Source organism: Pseudomonas sp. BIGb0278, from assembly GCF_024809895.1.
Lineage (GTDB): Bacteria > Pseudomonadota > Gammaproteobacteria > Pseudomonadales > Pseudomonadaceae > Aquipseudomonas > Aquipseudomonas shirazensis.
Map to the genome: position 1 here is coordinate 148,046 of NZ_JANUEL010000007.1, position 23,681 is coordinate 171,726.

The window sequence follows — 23,681 nt, forward strand, 5'->3', positions numbered from 1 at the left end:
CCTTGCTGGCCAAGGGGCGCGTCGGCTAGCCCAGGCAGCGGGTCACATGCTTGACTGCCTGATAGGCCGACAACCCCCATGGCCCCAGCTCGCGGCCAATGCCGCTGGCCTTCGTACCGCCCCAGGACGTTTCGACGAACACCGCTTGCACCGAGTTGATCCAGACATGGCCGACTTCAAGGCTGTCGGCGACCCGTTCGGCGCGCTGCAGGTCGCTGGAGCATACCGTGGCTACGAGGCCGAAGCGGCTGTCATTGGCTAGCTCGATTGCCTGCTGTTCGGTGCTGAAACGCCGCGCGCAGAGTACCGGGCCGAAGATCTCTTCCTGCCACAGGCGGCTGCTCGCGGGCACATCGGCATACAGCGTCGGGCTGACAAACCAGCCGTCGCGGTCCAGCGCCTTGCCGCCGGCCAGGCAGCGCAGGCCTTCATCGCGCGCGCTGGCAAAGTAACCTGCCACTTTCAGCCACTGCGCCTGGCTGGTCAGCGGGCCCATGTCGACTTCTTCGCGTGACGGATTCCCCACCCGCAGTTGAGTCAAAGCACGCTGCAAGTTGCTGAGCAGCGCGTCGGCGATGCCTTCCTGCACCAGCAAACGAGAGGTCGCCGAGCACATCTGGCCGGCGTTCCAGGTGATGCCGGCGATGATCCAGTCAACTGCCTGCTGCACGTCGCAATCGTCGAACACAATGATTGCCGACTTACCGCCCAGCTCCAGTGTCAGCGGCCGGCAATACGCCGCCGAGGCACGCATGACCTGGCTGCCAACGCCATTGCTGCCGGTGAATGACAGCTTGTCCAGCCCAGGGTGGCCGCTGAGTGCGGCACCAGTCTCGGCCTTGCCATTGACGATGTTCAGCACGCCTGCGGGCAGGCCGATCTGACTGGCGATTTCGCCGTAGGCCAGCTCCACCAGTGGCGTGACTTCGGAGGGCTTGAGCACCACCGTGCAGCCTGCCGCCAGGGCCGGGGCGAGCTTCCAGGCGCTGGTCACCAGCGGGAAGTTCCACGGCACGATCAAGCCAACCACACCGATCGGTTCCAGCCGCGTACGCGAGGTGAAGCCTGGCACTGCCAAGGGTACTTCGCGGTTGCTCGCCGGCGATTGCTCGGCCAGCGCTGCGTAATAGGTGAAAGTCGCAACGGCGTCATCGAGGTCGACTTCAGCCTCGTGGCGGGGCTTGCCGTTGTTGCGCATCTGCAGGGCGACCAACGCTTCACGACGCGCCGTCAGCTGCTCGGCGAAGCCGTGCAAGAGGCGGGCGCGCTCACTTGCCGGGGTGGCTTTCCAGGCCGGCAGCGCCTGTCGCGCGGCGGTAACCGCCAGGTCAACCTGGGCAGTGCTGGCGGCCATCAGCTCGGCGAATGGCACGCCCAGCGCGGGGTCGTGGACGGTGATGCAGTCAGTGCCTTGGCCTTCGACCCAGCAGCCATCGATGTAGTTGAACGTGTTCATGGGCAGATTCCAGTCAGGCCATTTCGGCGGCAGAAGTTACCGGTTGCGGCGCGCTGTTTTTGCAGCGCACCCAGCGTGGGCCGTTCGGCCCATACACGCCCGCGGGTTCGGGGAACAGCCGGAGCAGGCTGAGGTAGAGCAGGGCGGCCACGCCCAGGGTTACCGGCAGGCTGACGTCGATGCCGCCGGCCAGTTCACCCAGCGGGCCGACAAATTGCCCCGGCAGATTGACGAAGCACAGGCCCAGCGCCGCGCTGGGCAGCCAGGCGCCCATGCCGCGCCAGTTCCAGCCATGCAGAAACCAGTAGTGGCCGCCGCGCTGGCCGCGGGTGAACACTTGCAGGTCGTCGGCATGGTAGAAGCCACGGCGGGTGATCAGGCCAAGAATCATGATCACCATCCATGGGCTGGTGCAGGTGATGATCAGCACGGCGAAGGTCGACACGCTCTGCACCAGGTTGAAGGTAAAGCGGCCAAGGAAGATAAAGCCGATTGCTGCCACGCCAATCAGCAAGGTGGCCGCGGCGCGGCTGAGCAGCCGCGGGAACACGCTGGACATGTCCAGCCCGGTGCCATACAGCGCGGTGGTACCGGTCGACATGCCGCCGATTACCGCAATCAGGCACACCGGCAAGAAGAACCAGCTCGGCGAAATTGCCAGCAGGCCGCCGACATAGTTGTTGGCAGCGATGTAGTCAGGCGCCTGGCTGGCGACCAGTGTGGCCGTGCACAGGCCGAACAGAAACGGGATCAAGGTGGCGGCCTGGGCGCCAATAACGGCCAGCATGATCCGCGCTTTTGGCGTTTCGCGCGGGATGTAGCGTGACCAGTCGCCGAGAAACGCACCGAACGACACCGGGTTGCTCATGGCCAGGATCGCCGCGCCGACAAATGCCGCCCAGAAGCCCGCCTGGCCGACATTGACGCTACCCGCGTAGCCCGCATCGAAAGGCCCGGCGAAGGCGAAGATGCCCAGCAGAAACAGCAGGCTCGAGGCCCACACGGCGATCTTGTTGACCCACAGCATGAAGCGAAAACCGTAGATGCACACCACCAGCACCAGCACCGCGAACAGGCCATAGGCCAGACCCAGAGTCAAGTCGGTTTCCGGCAGCCCGATCAGCCTTTTGGCGCCGCCGACCAAGGCATCGCCGGAGCTCCACACCGACAGGGAAAAGAACGCGACGGCGGTCAGCAATGACAGAAATGAGCCGACAATGCGCCCGTGTACGCCAAAGTGCGCACCGGACGATACAGCGTTGTTGGTGCCATTGAGTGCTCCGAACAGGCCCATGGGCGCAAGGATCACGGCACCGATGCCAACGCCCAGCAGAATCGCCCAGACGCCGGCCTGGAATGACAGCCCGAACAGCACCGGGAAGCTGCCGAGCACGGCAGTGGCAAAGGTATTGGCGCCGCCGAAGATCAGGCGGAACAGGTCCAGCGGGGTGGCATGGCGTTGCTCGTCGGGGATTTGCTCGACGCCATTGCTCTCGATACCGGTCGAGTGGCTCATGTTGATGCTCCAGCGCGGTTGTTGTTGGTCGGCGCAAGGCGCGGACGCTTTTGTGGGTGCGTTGGCAGAAGCGGCAGGGCCGCAAGGTGTGCTGCTGGGTCAGGCTGGCGAAACGACCGAGAGATGCTCATGGCACGCCAGCCAGCGGCAGTCGTGACGGCGGAACAGGATGGTCTCGCGCTCGGCCAGTTGTTGTTCTTCACCGTTCAGGCTTATGCGCGTGTCGACATCGTGGATGAAGATTGCCAGGTCGCCCTGAAGGGTGATGCTGGCGTTGCTCGATTGGCAATCGAGCACTTTGAAGCCATCCGCCTGCCACTGCTGCCAGAGGGTTTGGTATTGCTGACGCGAGAACAGAGGCTGGGGGAGGGTGTGGAAGACGAAACTGGCGTCTTCGCTGAAGCAGGCGAAGTAGCGCTGGGTGTCGTTGCTGGCAAAGGCGGCTACCAGCTCGGCGGCGGCCTGGCTTACCTGGAGGGTCTGGTCCACTGCGGTGGCCTCACGGTTATTGTGATTATGGTGGGCGGATTTTGCGCAGGGTTTGCGGGGCGAAGAATCTGCTGGGAGAAATAATTAGTTCAGGGATTTGTGAACTGATGCGGTGGGCTGATCGCCGTCTGGTCAGCCGGCTGATGATCAGCCTTTATGCGTGCTGCTCCAGATGACCGAGAAATGGGGGCCAAAATTGTACCGATCTGCTGCTGTCAGGGTTCAATCCGCTGAATTGATAATGCGCCTGCACGATTTAGGAATTGTCTTATTCGAGAGTGGCCTGCAACTAACTAAGTAGTGGTCCGTGTTGTGGAAGTCTCCAGGAAATGCCCGTCCTTCGACAGTGTCTTGTTCAAACTGGAGGTAGTGTGCGGAGTCAACCGCTTCGCAGTTAACGACGTTTAAGTGAGAGTGAGTGATGCTAAGGAAACTTACATTATATGTGTTGTTGGGCGCGGTACTGTCCGGGTGCGGCACCATCAATACGGTATTTAGTTCGGATGCCGACACGATAAACTCGCTGAGAAAAGCAAAGACCCGGTGCGAGACTGTTCCGCGTGTTTATAGTGGGCTGTCGTATGACTTGTGTGTGATGCATGGCCCACCGCAGGTGACTGAGCGGGACCCTGCCGCGCCGGCCATGATTCCCCTCCAGATCATCGACTTGATCCCATCCGGGGTTATCGACACCCTGTTGCTGCCCTATACAATTTATCTGCAAAGCTCGCAGGGTAGCCTCGACTTATGAGGGGCGCGTGCCGGGCTGAGTGGCCCCGTGGGATGACAGTCAGAGAGATCCGGGCTTTTCTTTCCGAGCAGTACGGAACAGAGGTCTCGCCCGACTTCATCAGCTCCGTGACCGATGAGGTCATGGAAGAAATTGGCGCATGGCACCAGCGGCCACTGGAGCCGATGTATCCGGTGATTTTCTTAGATGCTTTGCGGGTCAAAATTCGGATAAGCCCCCACTACAACCGTAGGCAAAAACCACTCAGCAGCGGCGATACACCACAGCACTCCAATACCCGCTATCACCGGACGCCTGTGGCACCCAGCCTGCTGCCCGCAACCGCTTGCCAATCAACCGATTCATGATCCCGTGCCCAACCAACAACACCGGCCCACCCTCAGCCATCGACTGCAACCGCCGAGCCCCGTCATCCGCCCGCGCACCCGCCGCCTTGGCCGACTCAACCCCCGCCGAATAGCCGCACAACCACAGCACCCGCAGCACAGCCGCCCAGGTAAACGGCGAAAGCTTCGCCAACCGCCCACGGCCACCCGGCAGCTGCGCCTCGCAGAACACCGCATCAACCACAGCAGGCTCGACCCCAAGCGCCTGCGCCGAGCTCAGCGCACGCGGCGCGCTGCTGCAGGCAATTACCTGCGCACCAGCCGCCAACTGCACGCTGGCAGCAGGTGCAGGGTCCTGGGTGATGACTGAGCGATCATAGTCTTCGATCCAACCCCGCATGTCACCGAGGGCAACTCGACTGGTCACAGCCAGTTGCGGCTGGCCATGACGCATAAGAATAATCTGCTGTTCCATGCTGCTCTGCTTCCTTGTTGAATTCGCCACAAAAAAAATCCGACGCCAAGGCATCGGATTTTTCACATCAACCTGAAACCAATCAGACGTTGAAGCGGAAGTGCATCACATCGCCGTCTTTGACGATGTAATCCTTACCTTCCAGGCGCCACTTGCCTGCTTCCTTGGCGCCGCTCTCACCTTTGAACTGAATGAAGTCGTCATAGGCGACTACTTCAGCACGGATGAAGCCTTTCTCGAAGTCGGTGTGGATCACGCCAGCCGCCTGCGGTGCGGTAGCACCGATGCGCACAGTCCAGGCGCGTACTTCCTGCACACCGGCGGTGAAGTAGGTCTGCAGGTTGAGCAGCTCGTAACCGGCGCGAATCACCCGGTTCAGGCCAGGCTCTTCCAGGCCCAGGGCTTCGAGGAACATGTCCTTCTCTTCGCCGTCCTCGAGCTCGGCAATCTCGGCCTCGATCTTGTTGCACACCGGCACCACCACTGCGCCTTCTTCTTCAGCAATCGCGCGCACTACATCCAGGTGCGGGTTGTTGTCGAAGCCGTCTTCAGCAACGTTGGCGATGTACATCACCGGCTTGCTGGTCAGCAGGTGGAAGCCACGGATCACGGCCTTCTCGTCGTCAGCCATGGTCTTCATCAGGCTGCGCGCTGGTTTGCCTTCAGTGAAGTGCGGGATCAGCTTCTCGAGGATGGCCTTCTGCGCGAGGGCCTCCTTGTCACCGCCCTTGGCATTGCGGGTGACTTTCTGCAGTTGCTTCTCGCAGCTGTCGAGGTCGGCGAAGATCAGCTCGAGGTCGATGATCTCGATGTCACGCTTGGGGTCGACGCTGTTGGAGACGTGAATCACGTTCTCGTCTTCGAAGCAGCGCACCACGTGGGCGATGGCGTCGGTCTCGCGAATGTTGGCGAGGAACTTGTTGCCCAGGCCTTCACCTTTGGAGGCACCAGCAACCAGGCCGGCGATGTCGACGAACTCCATGGTGGTCGGCAGGATGCGGTTCGGCTTGACGATTTCAGCCAGAGCCGCGAGGCGCGCATCCGGCATCGGCACGATACCGCTGTTCGGCTCGATGGTGCAGAAGGGGAAGTTCTCAGCCGCGATGCCGGACTTGGTCAGCGCGTTGAACAGGGTGGACTTGCCGACGTTGGGCAGGCCGACGATGCCGCAATTGAAACCCATGGAAATTCCCCTCTTGGTGAGATCAGGCCTTCTGGCAGTGCAGCTCGCGCATGGCCTTGGCGAAGTCGCCGGCGAGCACGTCCGGCAGCACGCCGAGGGCAAAGTCGATGCTGGCGTCGAGCTTGTCCTGTTCGGCGCGCGGTGCGCGGCCAAGGACGAAGTTGGAGACCAGCTTGGCGTCACCTGGGTGGCCGATGCCAAGCCGCAGGCGATGGAAGTCGTTCTGGTTGCCGAGTTGCGCGATGATGTCGCGCAGCCCGTTGTGCCCACCGTGGCCGCCACCTCGTTTGAGTTTGGCGACGCCCGGAGGCAAGTCGAGTTCGTCGTGAGCCACCAGAATGGCCTCCGGTTTGATCCGGAAGAAATTGGCCAAGGCCGCCACGGACTGGCCGCTGCGGTTCATGTAGGTGGTGGGGATCAACAGACGAACGTCGTTGCCCTGATGGCTGAATTTTGCCGTCAGGCCGAAATATTTGCGGTCAGCAGTGAGTGAAACCCGCTGGGCGCTGGCAATGCGTTCAACGAAAAGAGCCCCTGCGTTATGCCGGGTCTGTTCGTATTCGGGGCCGGGGTTACCGAGGCCGACGATCAACTGGATGGCGGTCACGTAGGGGCTCTTCCTTGGAGTTGGTGGGTCACAGTGCTGGGCACTGTAACCCGGTCAACACCGGCGCGCCGAGTAGATTACTCAGCAGCGCCTTCTTCAGCGTCAGCAACAACGCGCGGAGCGTGAACGTTGGCAACAGCTTTGTCATCACCGTGGGCCAGAGCTACGAACTCTACGCCTTTAGGAGCTTTCAGGTCCGACAGGTGGATGATGGTGCCGATTTCAGCGTTAGCCAGGTCAACTTCGATGAACTCTGGCAGGTCTTTGGCTTCGCAGGAAACTTCGATCTGAGCTTCAACGTGCGAGATCTCGCCGCCTTTCTTGATCGGTGCTTCTTCGTTGATGAAGTGCACTGGAACCTGAGCGGTCAGTTTCTGGCCAGCGACAACACGGATGAAGTCGGCGTGCATGATGAACTGCTTGACCGGGTGACGCTGCAGAGCCTTGACGATGACGTTCTGCTTGGCGCCGTCAACGTTCAGCTCGATCACGTGGCTGAAGGCAGCTTCGTTTTCGAACAGCTTGGCGATTTCCTTCAGAACGAAGGTCACGGACTCAGCTTCTTTGTTGCCACCGTAGATGACGGCAGGGATGCTCTGCGTGTGACGCAGGCGGCGGCTCGCACCTTTCCCCAGGTCAGTACGCTTGATTGCGTTCAGGGTAAAATCAGTCATTTTGTTTCTCCAAAATAGCCAGCACCCGCAGGCGTTTGCGACCAGCGCCAAACGGGGTGGGCAAAAAAGCCCCGCCCCGACATAAGGGTCGGGGCGGGGCGCTTTTCGTCAACGGGGTTCCGCTTAGCGGAACATCGCGCTGATCGATTCTTCGTTGCTGATGCGGCGAACCGCTTCAGCGACAACCGGTGCAATATCCAACTGGCGGATACGGTCACAGGCTTGAGCAGCGGCCGACAGCGGGATGGTGTTGGTCACCACCAGCTCGTCGAGTACCGACTTCTCGATGTTCTCGATCGCTCGGCCCGACAGAACCGGGTGCGTGCAATAGGCGTAAACCTTGGCAGCGCCGTGTTCTTTCAGAGCCTTGGCCGCGTGGCACAGTGTGCCGGCGGTGTCGACCATGTCGTCTACCAGGATGCAAGTGCGCCCTTCGACGTCGCCGATGATGTGCATCACTTCGGAGTGATTAGCCTTTTCACGGCGTTTGTCGATGATACCCAGATCGACACCCAGCGACTTGGCAACAGCCCGTGCACGCACGACGCCACCGATGTCTGGGGAGACGATCATCAGGTTCTCGAAACGCTGGTCTTCGATATCGTCGACCAATACGGGCGAGCCGTAGATGTTGTCGACCGGGATATCGAAGAAACCCTGGATCTGGTCAGCGTGCAGGTCGACAGTGAGAACACGGTCGATACCCACGACAGTGAGCATGTCAGCGACAACTTTGGCGCTGATGGCTACACGTGCCGAACGCGGACGGCGGTCCTGGCGGGCGTATCCGAAGTAAGGAATCACGGCGGTGATTCGGGAGGCTGAGGAGCGGCGGAAGGCGTCGGCCATCACTACCAGTTCCATCAGATTATCGTTGGTCGGAGCGCAAGTCGGCTGAATGATGAAGACGTCTTTACCGCGGACGTTTTCATTGATCTCAGTGCTGATCTCACCGTCGGAGAACTTACCGACAGAAACATCACCAAGTGGGATATGCAGCTGACGTACGACACGTCGAGCCAGATCGGGGTTAGCGTTCCCCGTAAAGACCATCATCTTGGACACGCGCAGTACCTGAAGGCTGAGGGTATACCTGGATGAGTATAGGAAAATGGCAGGGGCGGCTGGATTCGAACCAACGCATGGCAGGATCAAAACCTGCTGCCTTACCGCTTGGCGACGCCCCTGTATCTGTTGCTGCGAGTACTGTGTACTCGACTTCTAGAGCAGACTCTGTAGCTTGCGATGCAACATCGAAACGTTGCTTCCTTTTGCCACAAACCCTGTTTGAGTCTCTGAAAGAAGGGCCAGAACTTTATCAGCTTCTGCTTTGCTTGGGAAGGCCCCAAACACGCAACTTCCAGTACCGGTTAATCGAGCTTCAGTATATTTACCAAGAAGATTCAACGCATTGCGAACTTCCGGGTAACTTTGCTCTACCACCGGTTGGCAGTCATTTCGACTGTTTCCCTCGGGAACGGGGCGCATCTTAAGGGGGAGGGAATCACGTGTCAACTGCGGATGTGAAAAAATTTCCGCTGTGCTGACAGACACTTGCGGCACCAGCACGACATACCACGGCTCGGCCGGATCGACCGGGGTGAGCTGCTCGCCAACACCTTGGGCGAAGGCCGCATGGCCGCGCACGAACACCGGTACATCGGCGCCCAGGCTCAGTCCCAGCGCAGCCAGGCGATCAAGGTCCCAGCCCAGTTGCCACAGATGGTTGAGGCCGAGCAAGGTGGTCGCGGCGTCGGAGCTGCCGCCGCCAATGCCGCCGCCCATGGGCAGAAGCTTCTCCAGCCAGATATCCACACCGTGAGTGCAGCCTGACTGCTGCTGCAATTGGCGCGCAGCGCGCACGATCAGGTTGCTGTCGTGGTCGACTCCGGGGACATCCGTGTGCAGGCGCACCTGATCGTCGTCGCGCAGGGCAAAGCGCAACTGGTCAGCGTGGTCAAGAAACTGAAACACGGTTTCCAGCTCATGGTAACCGTCATCGCGGCGGCCAATGATATGCAGCCACAGGTTCAGCTTGGCCGGTGCCGGCAGGCTCAGCGTGGTCATCGATCAATGCCCCAGTTGCCGCGGTTGCCAGTCTTTGACCACCAGGGTGACGTCGATGTCCTTGCCATGCAGCTTGATTCGCTCTGGCAGCCAGTAGCCATTCTGCTCGGTGTAGCTCAGGTACTGCACCTGCCAGCCATCCTGGTTCAGGCTGGCCAGGCGGCTGTCCTGGTCGAGGGTCAGTTGGCTCTTGCTGTCGGGGGCGGGCAGGCCGCGCACCCACCAGACCAGATGCGACACCGGCAATTCCCAGTCAAGCTGTTCGGCGAGCAGAGCCTCTGGGCTCGGCGCTTCATAGCGGCCCTGGTTGGCTACCTCCAGCACCACGCCGCCGGGACGACCGGTCAGACGCGCCGCACCGCGGCCGAGCGGGCCAGCCAGGCGGATGTCGTAGTAATCCTGGCGCTGCAGCCAGAACAAGGTGCCGCTACCGGAGTCCTTGGGCGCGCGGATGCCGACCTTGCCGTTGATCTGCCAGCCGTCGAGGCTGCTCAGCTGTTGTTTGTGTTGACGCCACAGTTGTGGGTCGCCCTGGCCCTGCACGGCTTCACGACTACCAAAGCTGCTGCAGCCAGCGAGCACGGCGATCAGGGTAAAGGTAAGGCAATGACGCAAAAACATGGCTTAGAGAGTCTCTGATCCGGTCAGGCGCAAGACGGTCTTGCGCAGGACACTACTGTCGGGTTGGGTTTCGAAGGCTTTGGCCCAGACCTGGCGCGCTTCGCGGCGCTTGCCATTGGCCCAGAGCACTTCGCCCAGGTGGGCTGCCACTTCGTGATCGGGGAAGCGCACCAACGCCTGGCGCAGGTAGCGCTCGGCCTCATCCAGATTGCCCAGGCGATAGTTCACCCAGCCAAGGCTGTCGAGCACGGCAGGGTCGTCCGGGGTCAGTTGGTGGGCTTTTTCGATCAGGGCTTTGGCTTCGGCATAGCGCGTGGTGCGGTCGGCCAGGGTGTAGCCGAGGGCATTCAGGGCCATGGCGTTTTCCGGCTCGCGGCTGATGATGGCGCGCAGGTCCTTTTCCATCTGGCCGAGGTCGTCACGCTTTTCGGCGAGCATGGCGCGGGTATAAAGCAGGTTGATGTCGTCCGGGTAGCGCTTGATAGCTTGCTGCAGGACCTGGTCGGCCTGCGCCTGCTTGTCGTTGTTGCCGTAGCTTTCGGCCTCGATCAGGTACAGCTGGATGGCGTAGTCGGGCTGTGCTTCGCGGGCTTCGGCGAGCAGGCGCGAGGCCTCGCGGCCGCGGCCGTTGGCGATGAGGATGTCGGCCTGGCGCAGTTGCGCCGGCAAGTAGTCAGCGCCTGGGCCCACCAGTGCGTATTCGCGCAGTGCCGCTTGCGGGTCGTTGCGCTGCTCGCGGATCCGGCCCAGGTTGAGGTGCGCGGCATCGACGTTGCTGTCGCGTTCGACCAGCTCTTGCAGATAGCCTTCGGCCTCGTCCCAGTCCTTGTTTTCCAGGCATACCAGCGCCAGGGAATAGCGCAGTTCGTCATCCTCCGGGTACTGCTGGAGCATGCTTTCGAACTCGGCCTTGGCGTCGCCGATGCGGTCCTGTTCGACCAAGGTGCGCGCATAGGTCAGGCGCAGGCGCTTGTCTTCCGGGTTGTCGCGGATTGCTCGGCGCAGCAGTGGCAATGCTTCAGGGCCGCGGTCGAGGGCTTGCAGCAGGCGTGCACGGAGCAGGATCGGAGCGATTTCGCCATTTTGCGGTGGGTGCTGCTCCAGCAGAGCCAGCGCTTGCTCCGGTTTGTCGTCCTGATTGAGCAGCAGCGCCTTGCCGAAGATCAGCTGGCCGTTCTCGGGGTACTTCACCAACAGGCGCTCGAAGCTCTGCATCAAGCCATCCCGGGTGCTTTGATCGGTCTCGGCTGCAGACAGCGCGAGGAAGTCGAAATGGGTATCGCCCTGACCTTGCAGGACCTTTTCCATGAACACCATCGACTCGTCGTAGCGCCCGCCACGCGCCAGCTGGATCGCGGCGGCGCGTTGGGCGTCGAGGTTGTCCGGGTCGTTGCGGGCCCAGATCAGCGCGGTATCCAGCGCCGGTTCGTCGGCACCAAGGTACTCGGCAATGCGGAAGGCCCGCTCGGAGACGCCTGGGTCCTGGGTTTTCTCGGCCTGGTCCACGTAGTTGGCCAGGGCGATATCGAAACGGTTGCGCTGGCCGGCCAACTCGGCGACGAGCAGGCTGTAGAGGGTTTCCGGCTTGAACGATCCGTACACCACGGGCTTTTCCTGCGCAGCCTTGGCGGCCTCTGCAGCAGGCGGCTCGGCGGCGTTCTGCGGGGCCAGGCTTTGGCAGCCCTGCAGCAGGGCGAAGGTGAGCAGCAGTGCGTGGGATCTATTCATAGATAAGGTATAAAAGTGCTATCCGGCGGTCGCAGCATGATGACACAAGCGCAGTGGCAAACCCACCTGCGAAGCCATACCGCGTGATTAAGAATCAGGCGCGTGTAGTGGCCATCATGGCCACGATCTATTACGACAATAGTGAACGGTGGTTGTTCTGGAACCTGCGAAGTAGGACAATTATCGGCTTCACGTCACAACCAGCGACCTTGCATGGCCTTTCTTGCACTTGGTATCAACCATAAGACTGCCTCGGTAGACGTACGCGAGCGCGTGGCGTTTACGCCCGAGCAGCTGGTCGACGCCCTGCAGCAGCTCTGCCGACTGACCGCCAGCCGCGAGGCAGCGATCCTGTCGACCTGCAACCGCAGCGAGCTTTACATAGAGCAGGACCAGTTGACCGCCGACGCGGTGCTGCAATGGCTGGCCGACTACCACCAGCTCAGCGTAGATGAACTGCGCGCAAGCGCCTACGTGCATGAGGAACATGACGCCGTGCGGCACATGATGCGGGTCGCCTCCGGGCTGGACTCGCTGGTGCTGGGCGAGCCGCAGATCCTCGGCCAGATGAAGTCGGCCTACGCCGTGGCGCGTGAGGCCGGCACCATCGGGCCGCTGTTGGGGCGCCTGTTCCAGGCCACCTTCAGCGCCGCCAAACAGGTACGGACCGACACCGCGATCGGCGAAAACCCGGTGTCGGTGGCGTTTGCCGCGGTCAGCCTGGCCAAGCAGATCTTCAGTGACCTGGGCCGTAGCCAGGCGCTGCTGATCGGTGCTGGCGAAACCATCACCCTGGTTGCCCGCCATCTGCATGAGCAGGGCGTGCGCCGTATCGTCGTGGCCAACCGTACCCTGGAGCGGGCAAGCATGCTCGCCGAGCAGTTCGGCGCCCATGCCGTACTGCTGGCGGACATCCCTCAGGAGCTGGCACACAGCGATATCGTCATCAGTTCCACTGCCAGTCAGTTGCCGATTCTGGGCAAGGGCGCGGTCGAAAGCGCGCTGAAGCAACGCCGGCACAAGCCGATCTTCATGGTCGACATTGCCGTGCCGCGGGATATCGAAGCGCAGGTCGGCGAGCTGGATGATGTCTACCTGTATACCGTTGATGACCTGCACGATGTCGTCGCCGAAAACCTCAAGAGTCGCCAGGGCGCGGCGCAAGCTGCCGAAGAGCTGGTTGCGGCCGGCGCCGGCGACTTCATGGTTCGCCTGCGCGAGCTGGCTGCGGTCGACGTGCTCAAGGCCTACCGCCAGCAAAGTGAACGGCTACGCGATGAAGAGCTGCAGAAGGCCCAGCGGCTGCTGGCCAACGGCGGCAACCCGGAGGACGTGCTGGCCCAGCTGGCCCGAGGGCTGACCAACAAATTGCTGCACGCACCCAGCGTGCAGCTGAAAAAGCTCTCGGCCGAGGGCCGCGTCGATGCGCTGGCCATGGCCCAGGAACTCTTTGCCCTCAACGAGGGCTCCACGGACAAACCCCCGCAATGAAAGCGTCGCTGCTGAATAAACTGGATATCCTCCAGGACCGCTTCGAGGAACTGACTGCCCTGCTCGGTGACGGCGAGGTCATTGCCGACCAGACGCGCTTCCGGGCCTATTCCAGGGAATACGCCGAAGTCGAGCCGGTGATGAGCGCCTACCAGGAATGGCGCAAGGTCCAGGCTGACCTCGAGGGCGCGCAGGCGCTGCTCAAGGATAGCGACCCGGACATGCGCGAGATGGCCGTCGAGGAAGTCCGCGAAGCCAAGGAGCAGTTGGTCGAGCTGGAGTCGCAGCTGCAGCGCATGCTGCTGCCCAAGGACCCCAACGACGGTCGCAACGTGTTCCTGGAAATCCGTGCTGGCACCGGCGGCGACGAGGCGGCGATTTTCTCCGGCGACCTGTTTCGCATGTACTCGCGGTATGCCGAGAAGCGCGGCTGGCGCCTGGAGATTCTGTCCGAGAACGTCGGCGAGCACGGCGGCTATAAAGAGATCATCGCCCGCATCGAAGGTGATAACGTCTACGCCAAGCTCAAGTTCGAGTCCGGCGCGCACCGTGTGCAGCGGGTGCCGGAGACCGAATCGCAAGGGCGTATCCATACCTCCGCCTGCACCGTGGCAGTGCTGCCCGAGCCCGACGAGCAGGTCGCGATCGAGATCAATCCGGCTGACCTGCGTGTAGACACCTACCGGGCCTCCGGTGCTGGCGGTCAGCACATCAACAAGACCGACTCGGCGATCCGCATCACCCACTTGCCGACCGGCATCGTGGTCGAGTGCCAGGAAGAGCGTTCCCAGCACAAGAACCGCGCCCGCGCCATGTCCTGGCTGTCGGCCAAGCTCAACGACATCCAGACCAGCGCTGCGCAGAACGCCATTGCCAGCGAGCGCAAGCTGTTGGTCGGCTCGGGTGACCGCTCCGAGCGCATTCGCACCTATAACTATCCACAGGGACGGGTGACCGATCACCGCGTCAACCTGACCCTGTACTCCCTGGATGACATCCTCGCCGGCGGCGTCGATGCCGTGATCGAACCGTTGCTGGCCGAATACCAGGCCGATCAATTGGCTGCCCTGGGGGACTGATGACCATTATTGCCAGCCTGCTGCGCAACGCACAGTTGCCAGATTCGCCGACCGAACGGCTCGATGCCGAGTTGCTGCTGGCGGCTGCCCTGGGCAAGTCGCGCAGCTTTCTCCACACCTGGCCTGAGCGCATCGTCAGCAGTGAGGCCGCGCAGGTGTTTGCCGACTACCTCGCGCGCCGCCGTGACGGCGAGCCGGTGGCTTATATTCTCGGTCAGCAGGGGTTCTGGAAGCTCGACCTCGAGGTTGCGCCAGACACCCTGATCCCGCGGCCCGATACCGAGCTGTTGGTTGAAACCGCCCTCGAGCTGCAAGCCGGCGGCCCGGCGCGGTTGCTCGATCTGGGCACTGGCACCGGCGCGATCGCCTTGGCCCTGGCCAGCGAACGCCCGGTTTGGCAGGTGGTCGCGGTAGACCGGATCGACGCCGCCGTGGCGCTGGCCGAGCGTAATCGTCAGCGCTTGCAGTTGAGCAACGTCGAGGTGCGCAAGAGCCACTGGTTTGATGCCCTAGCTGGCGAGCGCTTCGCGATGATTCTGAGCAACCCGCCGTATATCCGTGCTGCCGACCCGCATCTGGTCGCTGGCGATGTGCGCTTCGAGCCGAGCAGTGCCCTGGTGGCAGGTGACGATGGCCTGGATGATCTGCGCGTGATCATCGCCCAGGCGCCTGAGCACCTCGTCGAAGGCGGCTGGTTGTTGCTTGAGCACGGCTACGATCAGGCTGATGCTGTGCGTGAACTGCTCAGCCAACAGGGCTTCACCGAGGTCGCCAGCCGGCGTGACCTGGGCGGCCACGAACGCATCTCGCTGGGGCGCCTGCCATGCTGAGTGATCAGGAACTGCTGCGCTACAGCCGGCAGGTCCTGCTGGCTCAAGTGGATATCGACGGCCAGTTGCGGCTCAAGCAGAGCAAGGCGCTGGTGGTCGGCGTCGGCGGCCTCGGCTCGCCGGTGGCGTTGTACCTGGCAGCGGCGGGGGTTGGCGAGCTGCATCTGGCCGACTTCGACACGGTCGACCTGACCAACCTGCAGCGGCAGATCATCCATGACACCGACAGTGTCGGCATGGGCAAGGTCGACTCGGCGATCAGGCGGCTGCAGGCGATCAACCCGGAGATCAAGCTGGTTGCGCACCGCTTGGCGCTGGACGAGGATTCCCTGGCAGCGGCTGTGTCAGCGGTCGATGTGGTGCTGGATTGCTCGGATAACTTCACCACCCGCGAGGCGGTCAATGCCGCGTGCGTAGCTGCGGCCAGGCCTCTGGTCAGCGGCGCGGCGATTCGCCTCGAAGGCCAGCTGTCGGTGTTCGACACCCGGCGCGATACCAGTCCTTGCTACCACTGCCTGTATGGCCACGGCAGCGAGGCCGAACTGACCTGCAGCGAAGCCGGCGTGATCGGCCCGCTGGTAGGCCTGGTCGGTAGCCTGCAAGCACTTGAAGCACTCAAGCTGCTGGCCGAATTCGGCGAGCCGCTGGTCGGTCGCCTGCTGCTGATCGATGCGCTGACTACGCGCATGCGCGAACTGCGGGTCAAGCGTGACCCGGCCTGCGCCGTGTGCGCTCAGCGCCATGGCTGAGCGCTCGGCGCCGGTCGGCGTGATGGACTCGGGGGTCGGCGGTTTGTCGGTGCTCGCCGAGATCCAGCGCCGACTGCCCAACGAATCACTGCTCTACGTGGCCGACAGTGGCCACGTGCCCTACGGCGAAAAATCCCCTGACTACATCCGCCAGCGCTTGCGCCATATCGCTGAGTTTTTTCAGCAGCAAGGTGCCAAGGCGATGGTGCTGGCCTGTAATACCGCGACCGTGGCCGCCGTAGCCGATCTGCGCGAGCAGTACCCGCAGTGGCCGTTGGTGGGGATGGAACCTGCGGTCAAACCGGCGGCGGCGGCGACTCGTTCAGGCGTAGTGGGAGTGCTGGCCACCACCGGTACTCTGCAAAGTGCCAAATTTGCCGCCTTGCTCGACCGCTTCGCCAGCGACGTCCGCGTCATCACCCAGCCCTGCCCGGGGTTGGTCGAGCGGATCGAGGCGGGTGACCTGATCAGCGCCGAGTTGCGCCGGTTGCTCGCAGGCTATGTTCAGCCGCTGCTGCAGGCGGGTTGTGACACGCTGATTCTGGGCTGTACGCATTATCCCTTCTTGCGCCCGCTACTGGCCGAACTGGTTCCGGCAGATGTAGCGATCATCGATACCGGCGCTGCGGTGGCCCGGCAACTTCAGCGTTTGCTCGGCGAACGCGACCTGTTGGCAGAGGGGCCGGCGCAGCAGACCGCCTTCTGGACCAGCAGTGATCCGGACAATCTAAGAAAAATCCTACCTTTGTTGTGGAAGAAGTCCGACAGTGTGCGAAGCTTCCCACTGTAAAAAAAATGTGAAAAGCCACCTAGAAAGCTGAACTATCGTACAAGCTTTGATTTCTATTAGGTGCCGATGAGGCATAACACTTAAAACAGCAAATGAAAGGGATGTTTCTCATGAAGAAACTGCTTGGTTTGGCGGCGGCTGCCGCCTTGGCGATGGGGCAAATGACAACGGCGCAGGCGGCGGACGTGTCGCTGTCGGTAGGGCAGACCGGCGACTCCACCATGGTCTACCGCCTGGGCCTGCAATCGAACTGGGATGCCAGCTGGTGGCAAACCAGTGTTGGTCGGGTAACCGGCTACTGGGATGGCGCCTATACCTTCTGGGACGGCGACACCACTGCTAGCAACCACAGCCTGTCGTTCGCGCCGGTATTCGTCTATGAATTCGCCGGTGACAGCGTCAAGCCGTACATCGAAGCAGGTATCGGTGTCGCTGCGTTCTCGCGCACCAAGCTGGAAAGCAATGACCTGGGCTCGTCGTTCCAGTTCGAAGACCGCATCGGCTTCGGCCTGCGCTTTGCTGGCGGCCACGAGATCGGCGTGCGCGCGATCCACTACTCCAATGCCGGGATCAAGCAGCCCAATGATGGTGTAGAGAGCTACTCGCTGCATTACCGTATGGCGCTGTAAGCGCGCCGTCAGGTAGCCGGGGCCGCGCCAGGCGGCCCCGGAACCGCTCTAGCGCGGTAACGGCCACAGGCTGCTCAGGCTCCACACTTCCAACACCAGTTCCGACTCCCGTTCAGCCAGGCTGCTGACCAGCACTTGCGCTGCGGTTTCGGCTGTCCATTGTTCGGGGATGGCATGCGCGGCTGTGACCGGCGCCTGCAGCGATTGTGGTGCGACCACGGTCAAATCGATGCTATGCGCCTGCAGTGCCTGACGCTGCTCGCGGAACCAGTGGGTCAGGCTGTTGCTGGCGTTGAGAGGCTGATTGGGATGGTGCAGCTGCATTGCAGAATAGCGGCTGAGAATGGCCATGACCTGAGGCGAATTGCCGTTGGCCAACAGAGGCGCAGCTGCCACCAGGCAATTGCTGCTGGCTTGCCGATTGCTGGTGACGATCGCCTCCAAAAGCTTGTCATCAGGAAGCTCGGGCGCGAGGTAATCACAGGTTCCGGCATTGATGATCAGAGCATCCAGCGCGCCCCAGACCGCTTGCACTTGTGCAGCGGCCTCGGTGGCCTGGGCATGGTCATGCAGCTGCCACGGCAGCGGCAAAAAGCGCTCACCGTGGTCCTCTGTCAGCGTATCTAGCAGATGGCTGTCGTTGCAGCTGGCCGCAACCCGATGGCCTTGCTTGAGCAACTCAATCACCAGTGCCAGACCAAGCCCATTGGTAGCACCGGTGATCCAAAAACTGCCTGTGTGTGTCACACACTGCCCTCTAATCCTGCCGAGCGGGTAAGCCCTTGAAGGCCTCCAATGCGCGCTGGCGACTGCTTGCGAGATCCACAATTGGACTCTGATAAGAGGTTGTAGCAAAAAGATCAGCAGATTTCATGGGCAAATGAATGGATTTATCGTCGTGGGCCTTCAATTGGGGGAGCCACTGACGAATAAAGCGCCCTTTGGGATCAAAGCGTTGCGATTGCGTCACCGGATTGAAGATGCGGAAGTACGGTACCGAGTCGGTGCCGGTCGATGAGCTCCACTGCCAGCCACCATTGTTGGCGGCCAGGTCGCCGTCGATCAGATGACGCATGAAGTGCCGCTCTCCGTGGCGCCAGTCGATCAGCAGGTTCTTGCTCAGAAACATCGCGACGATCATGCGCAGGCGGTTATGCATCCAGCCAGTTGCCAGCAGTTGCTGCATCGCTGCGTCGATGATGGGGAAGCCGGTGCGGCCTTGTTCCCAGGCCTTCAAATCTTCCGGTGCATCGCGCCAGGGCAGGGCAGCGGTGTGTGCGCGGAATGGTTGGTGGCGGGAGACCTGTGGATAACCGACCAGGATGTGTTTGTAGAATTCACGCCAGAGCAGTTCGTTGATCCAGGTCTGCACGCCGGCACTGCCGCTGTCGAACTCGCCGCGATTGGCCGACAACGCCGCATGCAGGCACTGCCGAGGGGAAATTACCCCCGCTGCCAGGTATGCGGACAACTGGCTGGTGCCGGGTTCGGCCGGTAAATCGCGCAGTTGCAGGTAATCATCGATGCTGTGTTCGGCAAACTCGGCGAGGCGCCGCTGCGCTTCTTTTTCACCGGCGGGCCACAATTCCCGCAACGCCTGAGTGGGCTCGGCAAATCCGTCGAAGCCAGATGGGATCGGGTCGCTGGCGATCTTCGTCGCAGCTTGTTTCGCAACTCTGCTGGCCATGGCAGGCATGCCATGCTGCAGACGCTCGAGGCAGGCACGCTTGAACTGGCCGAACACCTGAAAATACTGACCGGCCTTGGTCAGCACGGTGCCGGGGTTGAGCAGCAACTGATCAAGGTAACGATGCACGCTGATGTCGCTGCTGCGCAGCAGGGCCTCTGCGCACTCATCGCGTAGTTGCTCGTTGACGCCATATTCGTCATTCCAGTGCACTGCTTCCACCGCGTGCTCCCGGCAGATATCGAGCAGCACTTGCGGCACCTGAGCCCAGTCGTCGGTGTGGCGAATCAGCAGCGGGATGTTCAGTTGCTGCAGTGATTGGCTTAACTCGCGCAGGTTGCGCAACCAGAAGTCGACCTTGCACGGGGCATCGTCATGGCTCAACCATTGCGCGGGGCTGGCTATCCACACGGCCACGGTGGGGCCGCGTTCACAGGCAGCGCTGAGGGCGCTGTTGTCATCGATGCGCAGGTCGCTGCGCAGCCACATCAATTGCATGAAGAAGTCGTCTCTGGCGGGGTGAGCGCAAGTTGCTGAAGCAGGCGCAAGGCGGCCTGCGGTGTGTCGAACAGGGACAGGCCGGGTCGCTGCATGGCTTCCAGTTGGGTCTGGTGCAGGGCAATTGTTTCGCCACCCAGTAGTTTTGCCGCATCGATGCCATGCAGTGCGCGCTCGAGGGCGGCATAGTCAACGCGCGGGCCGAGCAGCAGTACCAGTACCTGCGCTTGCAGCTCGCTCACGGCGCGTTGCAGCTGCGCGCCGGCGACCGCGAACTCGAGCACCTCGACGGCGCGGCCACTGCTGGTAAACAGCCAGGCGCACAGCCACAGATGCGCGTCGAAGCCGCGATCGCTGTCGACCACCAACAGCACCGGCGGCCCTGCAAGCTGCTGATTGTCGTGATACACCCGTGCGCCGAACTTGCTGCGCAGCCAGGTGTGAAAAAACGCCTGCTCGAGGCGGGCGTTGAAATGCGTTTGCCAGCGCCGGGCGAGGCTGTGCAGCAACGGCAGCAGCAGCTGTTCACAGAGCGTGACGGCCGGGTACAGCGCCATGGCCTGATTGAGCTGCTGGTCGAGGGTGCGCTGGGACAAGTTACCCACCGCTTCGATCAACGCCTGCTCGCGCAACTGCCAGTCCCCTTGTGGGGCAACGCTTGGGGCGTGTTCAAGCAGCTCACGGACCTGGCCGACCGAAGCACCACGCTCGAGCCAGCGCAGGATCGCCTGCACCTGCTCGACTTGGTCGGAGCCGTACAGACGATGCCCCTTGGCCGTGCGTTGCGGCTTGAGCAAACCATAGCGCCGCTCCCAGGCTCGCAAGGTGACCGGGTTTACCCCAGTGCGGCGGGCAAGCTCGCCGATGGGCATCAAATCTTCAGACTGCATTGCGTAAACCTAGGCTTTCGGGGTGGGGCTGCAGATAGGCCTGCTGGCTGAGGTAGGGGTCTGGATGTACCCGCAGGTGGTGTTTGAGCAGGGTCATCGGTACTACCAATGGCACGATCCCTTGCTGATATTGGCCGATTACCTGCTGCAGCTCGGCGCGGTCACCCTGGTCTAGCGCATCTCGCAAATAACCGCTCAGGTGCAGCAGCACGTTGCAATGGGTGCCACGGTTTGCCGGGCGGCGCAGTGCCTGCATCAGGAGGCTGAAGTACTGCGCGCCGATCTGCTGCGGGTCGGCATCCTTGCGCATGCTGCCCAACATCCGGCCAAGCTCGCGATAGGCTTTGGGGTTGTTGGCCATCAGCAGGTATTTGTACCGCGAATGGAAACTCACCAACGCACCCCGGCTCAGCCCCGCAGCCAGTTGCTGCTGCCAATCGGCGTAGGCATACACGCGGCTGATGAAGTTCTCCCGCAGTACCGGATCATGCAGGCGGCCCTCCTCTTCGACCGGCAGATCGGGGCGGCGCGCACAGAAAGCGTCGGCGTAGGCACCGCGGCCACCTTTGAGCGCAGGGTGGCCGTTGTCCTGATAGACCTTGACCCGCTCCAGGCCGCATGAGGGCGACTTCTGCATGAAGATATAACCGCAGACATCGCCGATTTCATCAGCCATCTGCTCGCCATAGGCGCGCAGTGGGGCAGAGTAGTTGGCGCCGGGGTTGCGCGTGGCAACCACTTCGGGCTGCTGCGGATCACCTACCAGGCGGATCGGATCGCGCGGAATACCCAGGCCGATGGCGACCTCAGGGCACAACGGTACCCAGTCGAAGTGCGCTTCGAAAGCACTCAAGCAGAGTTCGGAAGCCTTGTGCCCGCCGTTGTAGCGCACGTTCTCGCCGAGCAGGCAGGCACTGATGCCAATGCGGGGTTTCGCCGACGCGTTCATCGCTGCCTCCAGAAAAACTTGTACAAGGTTGCTCCTTGTGTACAAGTCTATTCCAGCACAGCCACGCACTTATGCAAACAGTTTTTTCTGTACAGATTTACAGCCAGGTCTATTCCAGATGTTCGAGCAAGCGTCTTGCCGCTTCCTGGCCACTCAACCAAGCGCCTTCGACCCGGCCAGACAAGCACCAGTCGCCACAGGCGTACAAGCCCAGGTCAGCATCCGCGAGCGCCCCCCATTCATGGCCAGCGGCAGGGCGGGCATACAGCCAGCGGTGGGCCAGGGCAAAGGTTGGGGCCGGCACCGCGCAGCCAATCAGCTCGGCAAATTCACCGCTCAACTGCTCGATCACCAGCTCTTTGCTCAGGTCGATGTGCTGCTTGCTCCAGTCTGACGTGGCATGCAGCACCCAGGTGTCGAGCTGCTCGTCGCGCCCTGGTTTGCTGCGGTTGCGCGCCAGCCAGTCGAGTGGGTTGTCCTGCACGAAGCAACCTTGCATGGGTGTTTGCAGTGGCGTCTCGAAGGCCAGGGCGATGGCCCAGGTGGGTTCCATCTGCACGCCGGCGGCGACCGCTGCCAATTTTGGGGTTGCTGCCAGCAGTGGCGTGGCTTGCGGTGCGGGCACGGCAATCACGACCCGGCTGAAGGGGCCGTGGCTGCAGCCTTCGGTATCCTGCAGGTGCCAGTACTGCTTGCCGCGAAACACCTCGGCGATGCGGCAGCCGAAATTGACTGTGACGTCCTTGAGCAGGCCGCGAGTGATGGCGCTCATGCGCGGCACGCCGACCCAGCGCACTTGCTCATCTGGGGAAGGGCTGAGGACGCCATCGCGATAGTTGTACAGCTGCGGCTTCCATTGCGCGGCATGGCCAGCGGCTTCCCACTGTTGCACCTGCTCGACGAAGCGCCGGTCGCGGGCAGTGAAGTATTGCGCGCCCAGGTCGAGCGCACCGGCATCGCTGCGCTTGCTGGCCATCCGCCCACCACTGCCGTGGCCTTTGTCGAACAAGTGCACAGTCTGGCCGGCGGCCTGCAGGGCCTGGGCTGCGGAAAGGCCGGCAATGCCGGCACCAATGATGGCAATAGGTACTGTCATGATGGCCTCTTCTAACCTTGCTCGAAGCAGATTACGCGGTCTTGCAAACCTGTACAATGCGTAAAGTTTGTATAAGGTTATTCCGCTCTATAGGCCAGCTTGGCCTATGTTTATCCGAGAGCGTGCGGTCAAGAAAGTGCCTTGTTGTTAAAAATAGACCACCCCGACGATCTGCGAGGACACAGCCATGCATATATTGCTGACAGGCGGTACCGGTTTGCTCGGCAGGCATCTTTGCCGTCTGTGGACTGGCCAGGGCCATCGGTTGACGGTCTGGAGCCGGCGGCCGGAACAGGTGCCGATGCTTTGTGGCAGCGGTGTACGCGGTATCGCCCAGCTGGATGATCTGGATGCCGATGACCCAATCGACGCAGTGATCAATCTGGCCGGCGCACCGATTGCCGACCGGCACTGGACCGCAGCGCGGCGCAATCTGCTTTGGGCCAGCCGCATTACTTTGACCGAGCAGTTGCTGGCGTGGCTGCAAAAGCGCGAGCAGCGCCCTGAAGTGCTGGTGTCAGGCTCAGCAGTGGGCTGGTATGGCGATGGCGGTGAGCGTGAGCTGACCGAGGCTTCGCAACCGGTCAAGGAGGACTTCGCCAGCCAGCTGTGCATCGCCTGGGAAGAGACCGCGCAGCGTGCTCAAGCGCTTGGCATACGCGTGGTGCTGGTGCGGACCGGGTTGGTGCTGGCCAGCGATGGCGGCTTTTTGTCGCGCCTGCGCCTGCCGTTCAAACTCGGCCTGGGCGGGCCGCTGGGCAGTGGTCGGCAGTGGATGCCGTGGATCCATATAGATGATCAGATCGCTCTGATAGATTTTCTCATGCGCCACAACGACGCCAGCGGTCCTTATAATGCCTGCGCGCCAGAGCCTGTGCGCAACCGTACCTTTGCCAAATGCCTGGGCAAGGCGCTGCATCGACCGGCGTTGTTGCCCGTGCCGGCGTTGGTGTTGAAGGCCGGGCTGGGCGAGCTGTCGACTTTGCTTCTCGGTGGCCAGCGCGCGCGCCCGACGCGCTTGCTGGCGGCTGGCTTCACCTTCCGTTTTAACGATCTGCAATCGGCGCTGGACAACCTGTCCGGGCGCCTCTGACATAGGA

At 62.0% G+C, this 23,681-nt stretch carries 24 protein-coding genes, 1 tRNA gene and 1 pseudogene; 9 read left to right on the forward strand and 17 right to left on the reverse strand.

The features are described 5' to 3' along the window. Window positions 1–25 precede the first annotated feature (25 nt). The 3 genes from M2396_RS21155 to M2396_RS21165 form a co-directional block, all read right to left on the reverse strand. A complete protein-coding gene (locus tag M2396_RS21155; RefSeq protein ID WP_259077765.1) occupies window positions 26–1,456 on the reverse strand; it encodes an aldehyde dehydrogenase family protein in 1,431 nt (476 codons plus the stop codon). 13 nt (window positions 1,457–1,469) lie between these two features. Then, window positions 1,470–2,972: a cytosine permease gene (locus M2396_RS21160; RefSeq protein ID WP_259077768.1), complete on the reverse strand. Its 1,503-nt coding sequence runs from the start codon at window positions 2,970–2,972 to the stop codon at window positions 1,470–1,472. A gap of 99 nt (window positions 2,973–3,071) precedes the next feature. Continuing rightward, on the reverse strand, window positions 3,072–3,461 hold the full coding sequence (locus M2396_RS21165) for a nuclear transport factor 2 family protein (protein ID WP_188035343.1): 390 nt from the start codon (window positions 3,459–3,461) through the stop codon (window positions 3,072–3,074). Between the two features lie 421 nt (window positions 3,462–3,882). Between M2396_RS21165 and M2396_RS21170 the strand changes: the two genes are divergently transcribed. Both M2396_RS21170 and M2396_RS21175 read left to right on the forward strand, forming a co-directional pair. Continuing rightward, a complete protein-coding gene (locus M2396_RS21170; RefSeq protein ID WP_101316476.1) occupies window positions 3,883–4,212 on the forward strand; it encodes a YceK/YidQ family lipoprotein in 330 nt (109 codons plus the stop codon). 14 nt (window positions 4,213–4,226) lie between these two features. After that, window positions 4,227–4,421 (forward strand): annotated as a pseudogene (locus M2396_RS21175) (transposase); the annotation flags it as partial. A 34-nt stretch (window positions 4,422–4,455) separates the two neighbouring features. Here the strand turns inward: M2396_RS21175 and M2396_RS21180 are convergent. The 9 genes from M2396_RS21180 to M2396_RS21220 all read right to left on the reverse strand — a co-directional run bounded on the left by M2396_RS21180 (window position 4,456) and on the right by M2396_RS21220 (window position 11,893). Next, on the reverse strand, window positions 4,456–5,013 hold the full coding sequence (locus M2396_RS21180) for a histidine phosphatase family protein (RefSeq protein ID WP_259077772.1): 558 nt from the start codon (window positions 5,011–5,013) through the stop codon (window positions 4,456–4,458). Window positions 5,014–5,095: 82 nt separating this feature from the next. Then, window positions 5,096–6,196 (reverse strand): redox-regulated ATPase YchF, encoded by a 1,101-nt coding sequence (gene ychF, locus M2396_RS21185; protein ID WP_259077774.1) that lies wholly within the window; start codon window positions 6,194–6,196, stop codon window positions 5,096–5,098. 22 nt (window positions 6,197–6,218) lie between these two features. Further along, entirely contained in the window at window positions 6,219–6,803 is a 585-nt protein-coding gene (gene pth, locus M2396_RS21190) for an aminoacyl-tRNA hydrolase (protein WP_101316482.1), read from the reverse strand. Between the two features lie 77 nt (window positions 6,804–6,880). Further along, window positions 6,881–7,477, reverse strand: coding sequence for a 50S ribosomal protein L25/general stress protein Ctc (locus tag M2396_RS21195; protein ID WP_150570046.1), 597 nt, complete (start codon window positions 7,475–7,477; stop codon window positions 6,881–6,883). A 123-nt stretch (window positions 7,478–7,600) separates the two neighbouring features. Continuing rightward, entirely contained in the window at window positions 7,601–8,542 is a 942-nt protein-coding gene (locus M2396_RS21200; RefSeq protein ID WP_099773531.1) for a ribose-phosphate pyrophosphokinase, read from the reverse strand. A gap of 47 nt (window positions 8,543–8,589) precedes the next feature. After that, window positions 8,590–8,664: transfer RNA gene (locus M2396_RS21205), tRNA-Gln, on the reverse strand. A 34-nt stretch (window positions 8,665–8,698) separates the two neighbouring features. Continuing rightward, window positions 8,699–9,544, reverse strand: a complete 846-nt coding sequence (gene ispE, locus M2396_RS21210) for a 4-(cytidine 5'-diphospho)-2-C-methyl-D-erythritol kinase (protein WP_259077786.1) — start codon at window positions 9,542–9,544, stop codon at window positions 8,699–8,701. Between the two features lie 3 nt (window positions 9,545–9,547). Beyond that, window positions 9,548–10,165, reverse strand: coding sequence for a lipoprotein insertase outer membrane protein LolB (gene lolB, locus M2396_RS21215; protein ID WP_259077788.1), 618 nt, complete (start codon window positions 10,163–10,165; stop codon window positions 9,548–9,550). 3 nt (window positions 10,166–10,168) lie between these two features. Then, window positions 10,169–11,893: a tetratricopeptide repeat protein gene (locus M2396_RS21220; RefSeq protein WP_259077792.1), complete on the reverse strand. Its 1,725-nt coding sequence runs from the start codon at window positions 11,891–11,893 to the stop codon at window positions 10,169–10,171. A gap of 213 nt (window positions 11,894–12,106) precedes the next feature. Between M2396_RS21220 and hemA the strand changes: the two genes are divergently transcribed. The 6 genes from hemA (at window position 12,107) to M2396_RS21250 (ending at window position 17,461) form a co-directional block, all read left to right on the forward strand. Then, entirely contained in the window at window positions 12,107–13,384 is a 1,278-nt protein-coding gene (gene hemA, locus M2396_RS21225; protein WP_101316492.1) for a glutamyl-tRNA reductase, read from the forward strand. Then, window positions 13,381–14,463: a peptide chain release factor 1 gene (gene prfA, locus M2396_RS21230; RefSeq protein ID WP_101316494.1), complete on the forward strand. Its 1,083-nt coding sequence runs from the start codon at window positions 13,381–13,383 to the stop codon at window positions 14,461–14,463. Before hemA ends, prfA begins: the two co-directional genes overlap by 4 nt. Further along, the gene (gene prmC, locus M2396_RS21235) at window positions 14,463–15,293 is read left to right on the forward strand and encodes a peptide chain release factor N(5)-glutamine methyltransferase (RefSeq protein WP_101316496.1); all 831 of its coding nucleotides are present in this window, start codon (window positions 14,463–14,465) and stop codon (window positions 15,291–15,293) included. The genes prfA and prmC overlap by 1 nt, the downstream gene beginning before the upstream one ends. Beyond that, on the forward strand, window positions 15,287–16,042 hold the full coding sequence (locus tag M2396_RS21240) for a molybdopterin-synthase adenylyltransferase MoeB (RefSeq protein WP_101316498.1): 756 nt from the start codon (window positions 15,287–15,289) through the stop codon (window positions 16,040–16,042). Before prmC ends, M2396_RS21240 begins: the two co-directional genes overlap by 7 nt. Next, complete coding sequence (murI, locus tag M2396_RS21245) at window positions 16,035–16,832, forward strand: glutamate racemase (protein WP_101316500.1); 798 nt, start codon at window positions 16,035–16,037, stop codon at window positions 16,830–16,832. The genes M2396_RS21240 and murI overlap by 8 nt, the downstream gene beginning before the upstream one ends. 101 nt (window positions 16,833–16,933) lie before the next feature. Next, window positions 16,934–17,461 carry an acyloxyacyl hydrolase gene (locus tag M2396_RS21250; RefSeq protein ID WP_101316502.1) on the forward strand — a complete coding sequence of 176 codons (528 nt, stop codon included), beginning with the start codon at window positions 16,934–16,936 and terminating at the stop codon, window positions 17,459–17,461. Between the two features lie 48 nt (window positions 17,462–17,509). On the opposite strand, the gene M2396_RS21255 is transcribed toward M2396_RS21250, so the two are convergent. The 5 genes from M2396_RS21255 to M2396_RS21275 all read right to left on the reverse strand — a co-directional run bounded on the left by M2396_RS21255 (window position 17,510) and on the right by M2396_RS21275 (window position 22,581). Further along, entirely contained in the window at window positions 17,510–18,208 is a 699-nt protein-coding gene (locus tag M2396_RS21255) for an SDR family oxidoreductase (protein WP_259077799.1), read from the reverse strand. 10 nt (window positions 18,209–18,218) lie between these two features. Further along, complete coding sequence (phrB, locus tag M2396_RS21260; protein ID WP_259077801.1) at window positions 18,219–19,646, reverse strand: deoxyribodipyrimidine photo-lyase; 1,428 nt, start codon at window positions 19,644–19,646, stop codon at window positions 18,219–18,221. Then, complete coding sequence (locus tag M2396_RS21265) at window positions 19,637–20,536, reverse strand: MerR family transcriptional regulator (protein ID WP_259077803.1); 900 nt, start codon at window positions 20,534–20,536, stop codon at window positions 19,637–19,639. The genes phrB and M2396_RS21265 overlap by 10 nt, the downstream gene beginning before the upstream one ends. Then, entirely contained in the window at window positions 20,526–21,485 is a 960-nt protein-coding gene (locus M2396_RS21270) for a DUF523 and DUF1722 domain-containing protein (protein WP_259077806.1), read from the reverse strand. The genes M2396_RS21265 and M2396_RS21270 overlap by 11 nt, the downstream gene beginning before the upstream one ends. Window positions 21,486–21,594: 109 nt before the next feature. Then, window positions 21,595–22,581, reverse strand: a complete 987-nt coding sequence (locus tag M2396_RS21275; protein WP_101316511.1) for an NAD(P)/FAD-dependent oxidoreductase — start codon at window positions 22,579–22,581, stop codon at window positions 21,595–21,597. A 187-nt stretch (window positions 22,582–22,768) separates the two neighbouring features. On the opposite strand from M2396_RS21275, the gene M2396_RS21280 reads away from it, so the two are divergent. Next, window positions 22,769–23,674: a TIGR01777 family oxidoreductase gene (locus M2396_RS21280; protein WP_101316513.1), complete on the forward strand. Its 906-nt coding sequence runs from the start codon at window positions 22,769–22,771 to the stop codon at window positions 23,672–23,674. The last annotated feature ends 7 nt before the right edge of the window (window positions 23,675–23,681 follow it).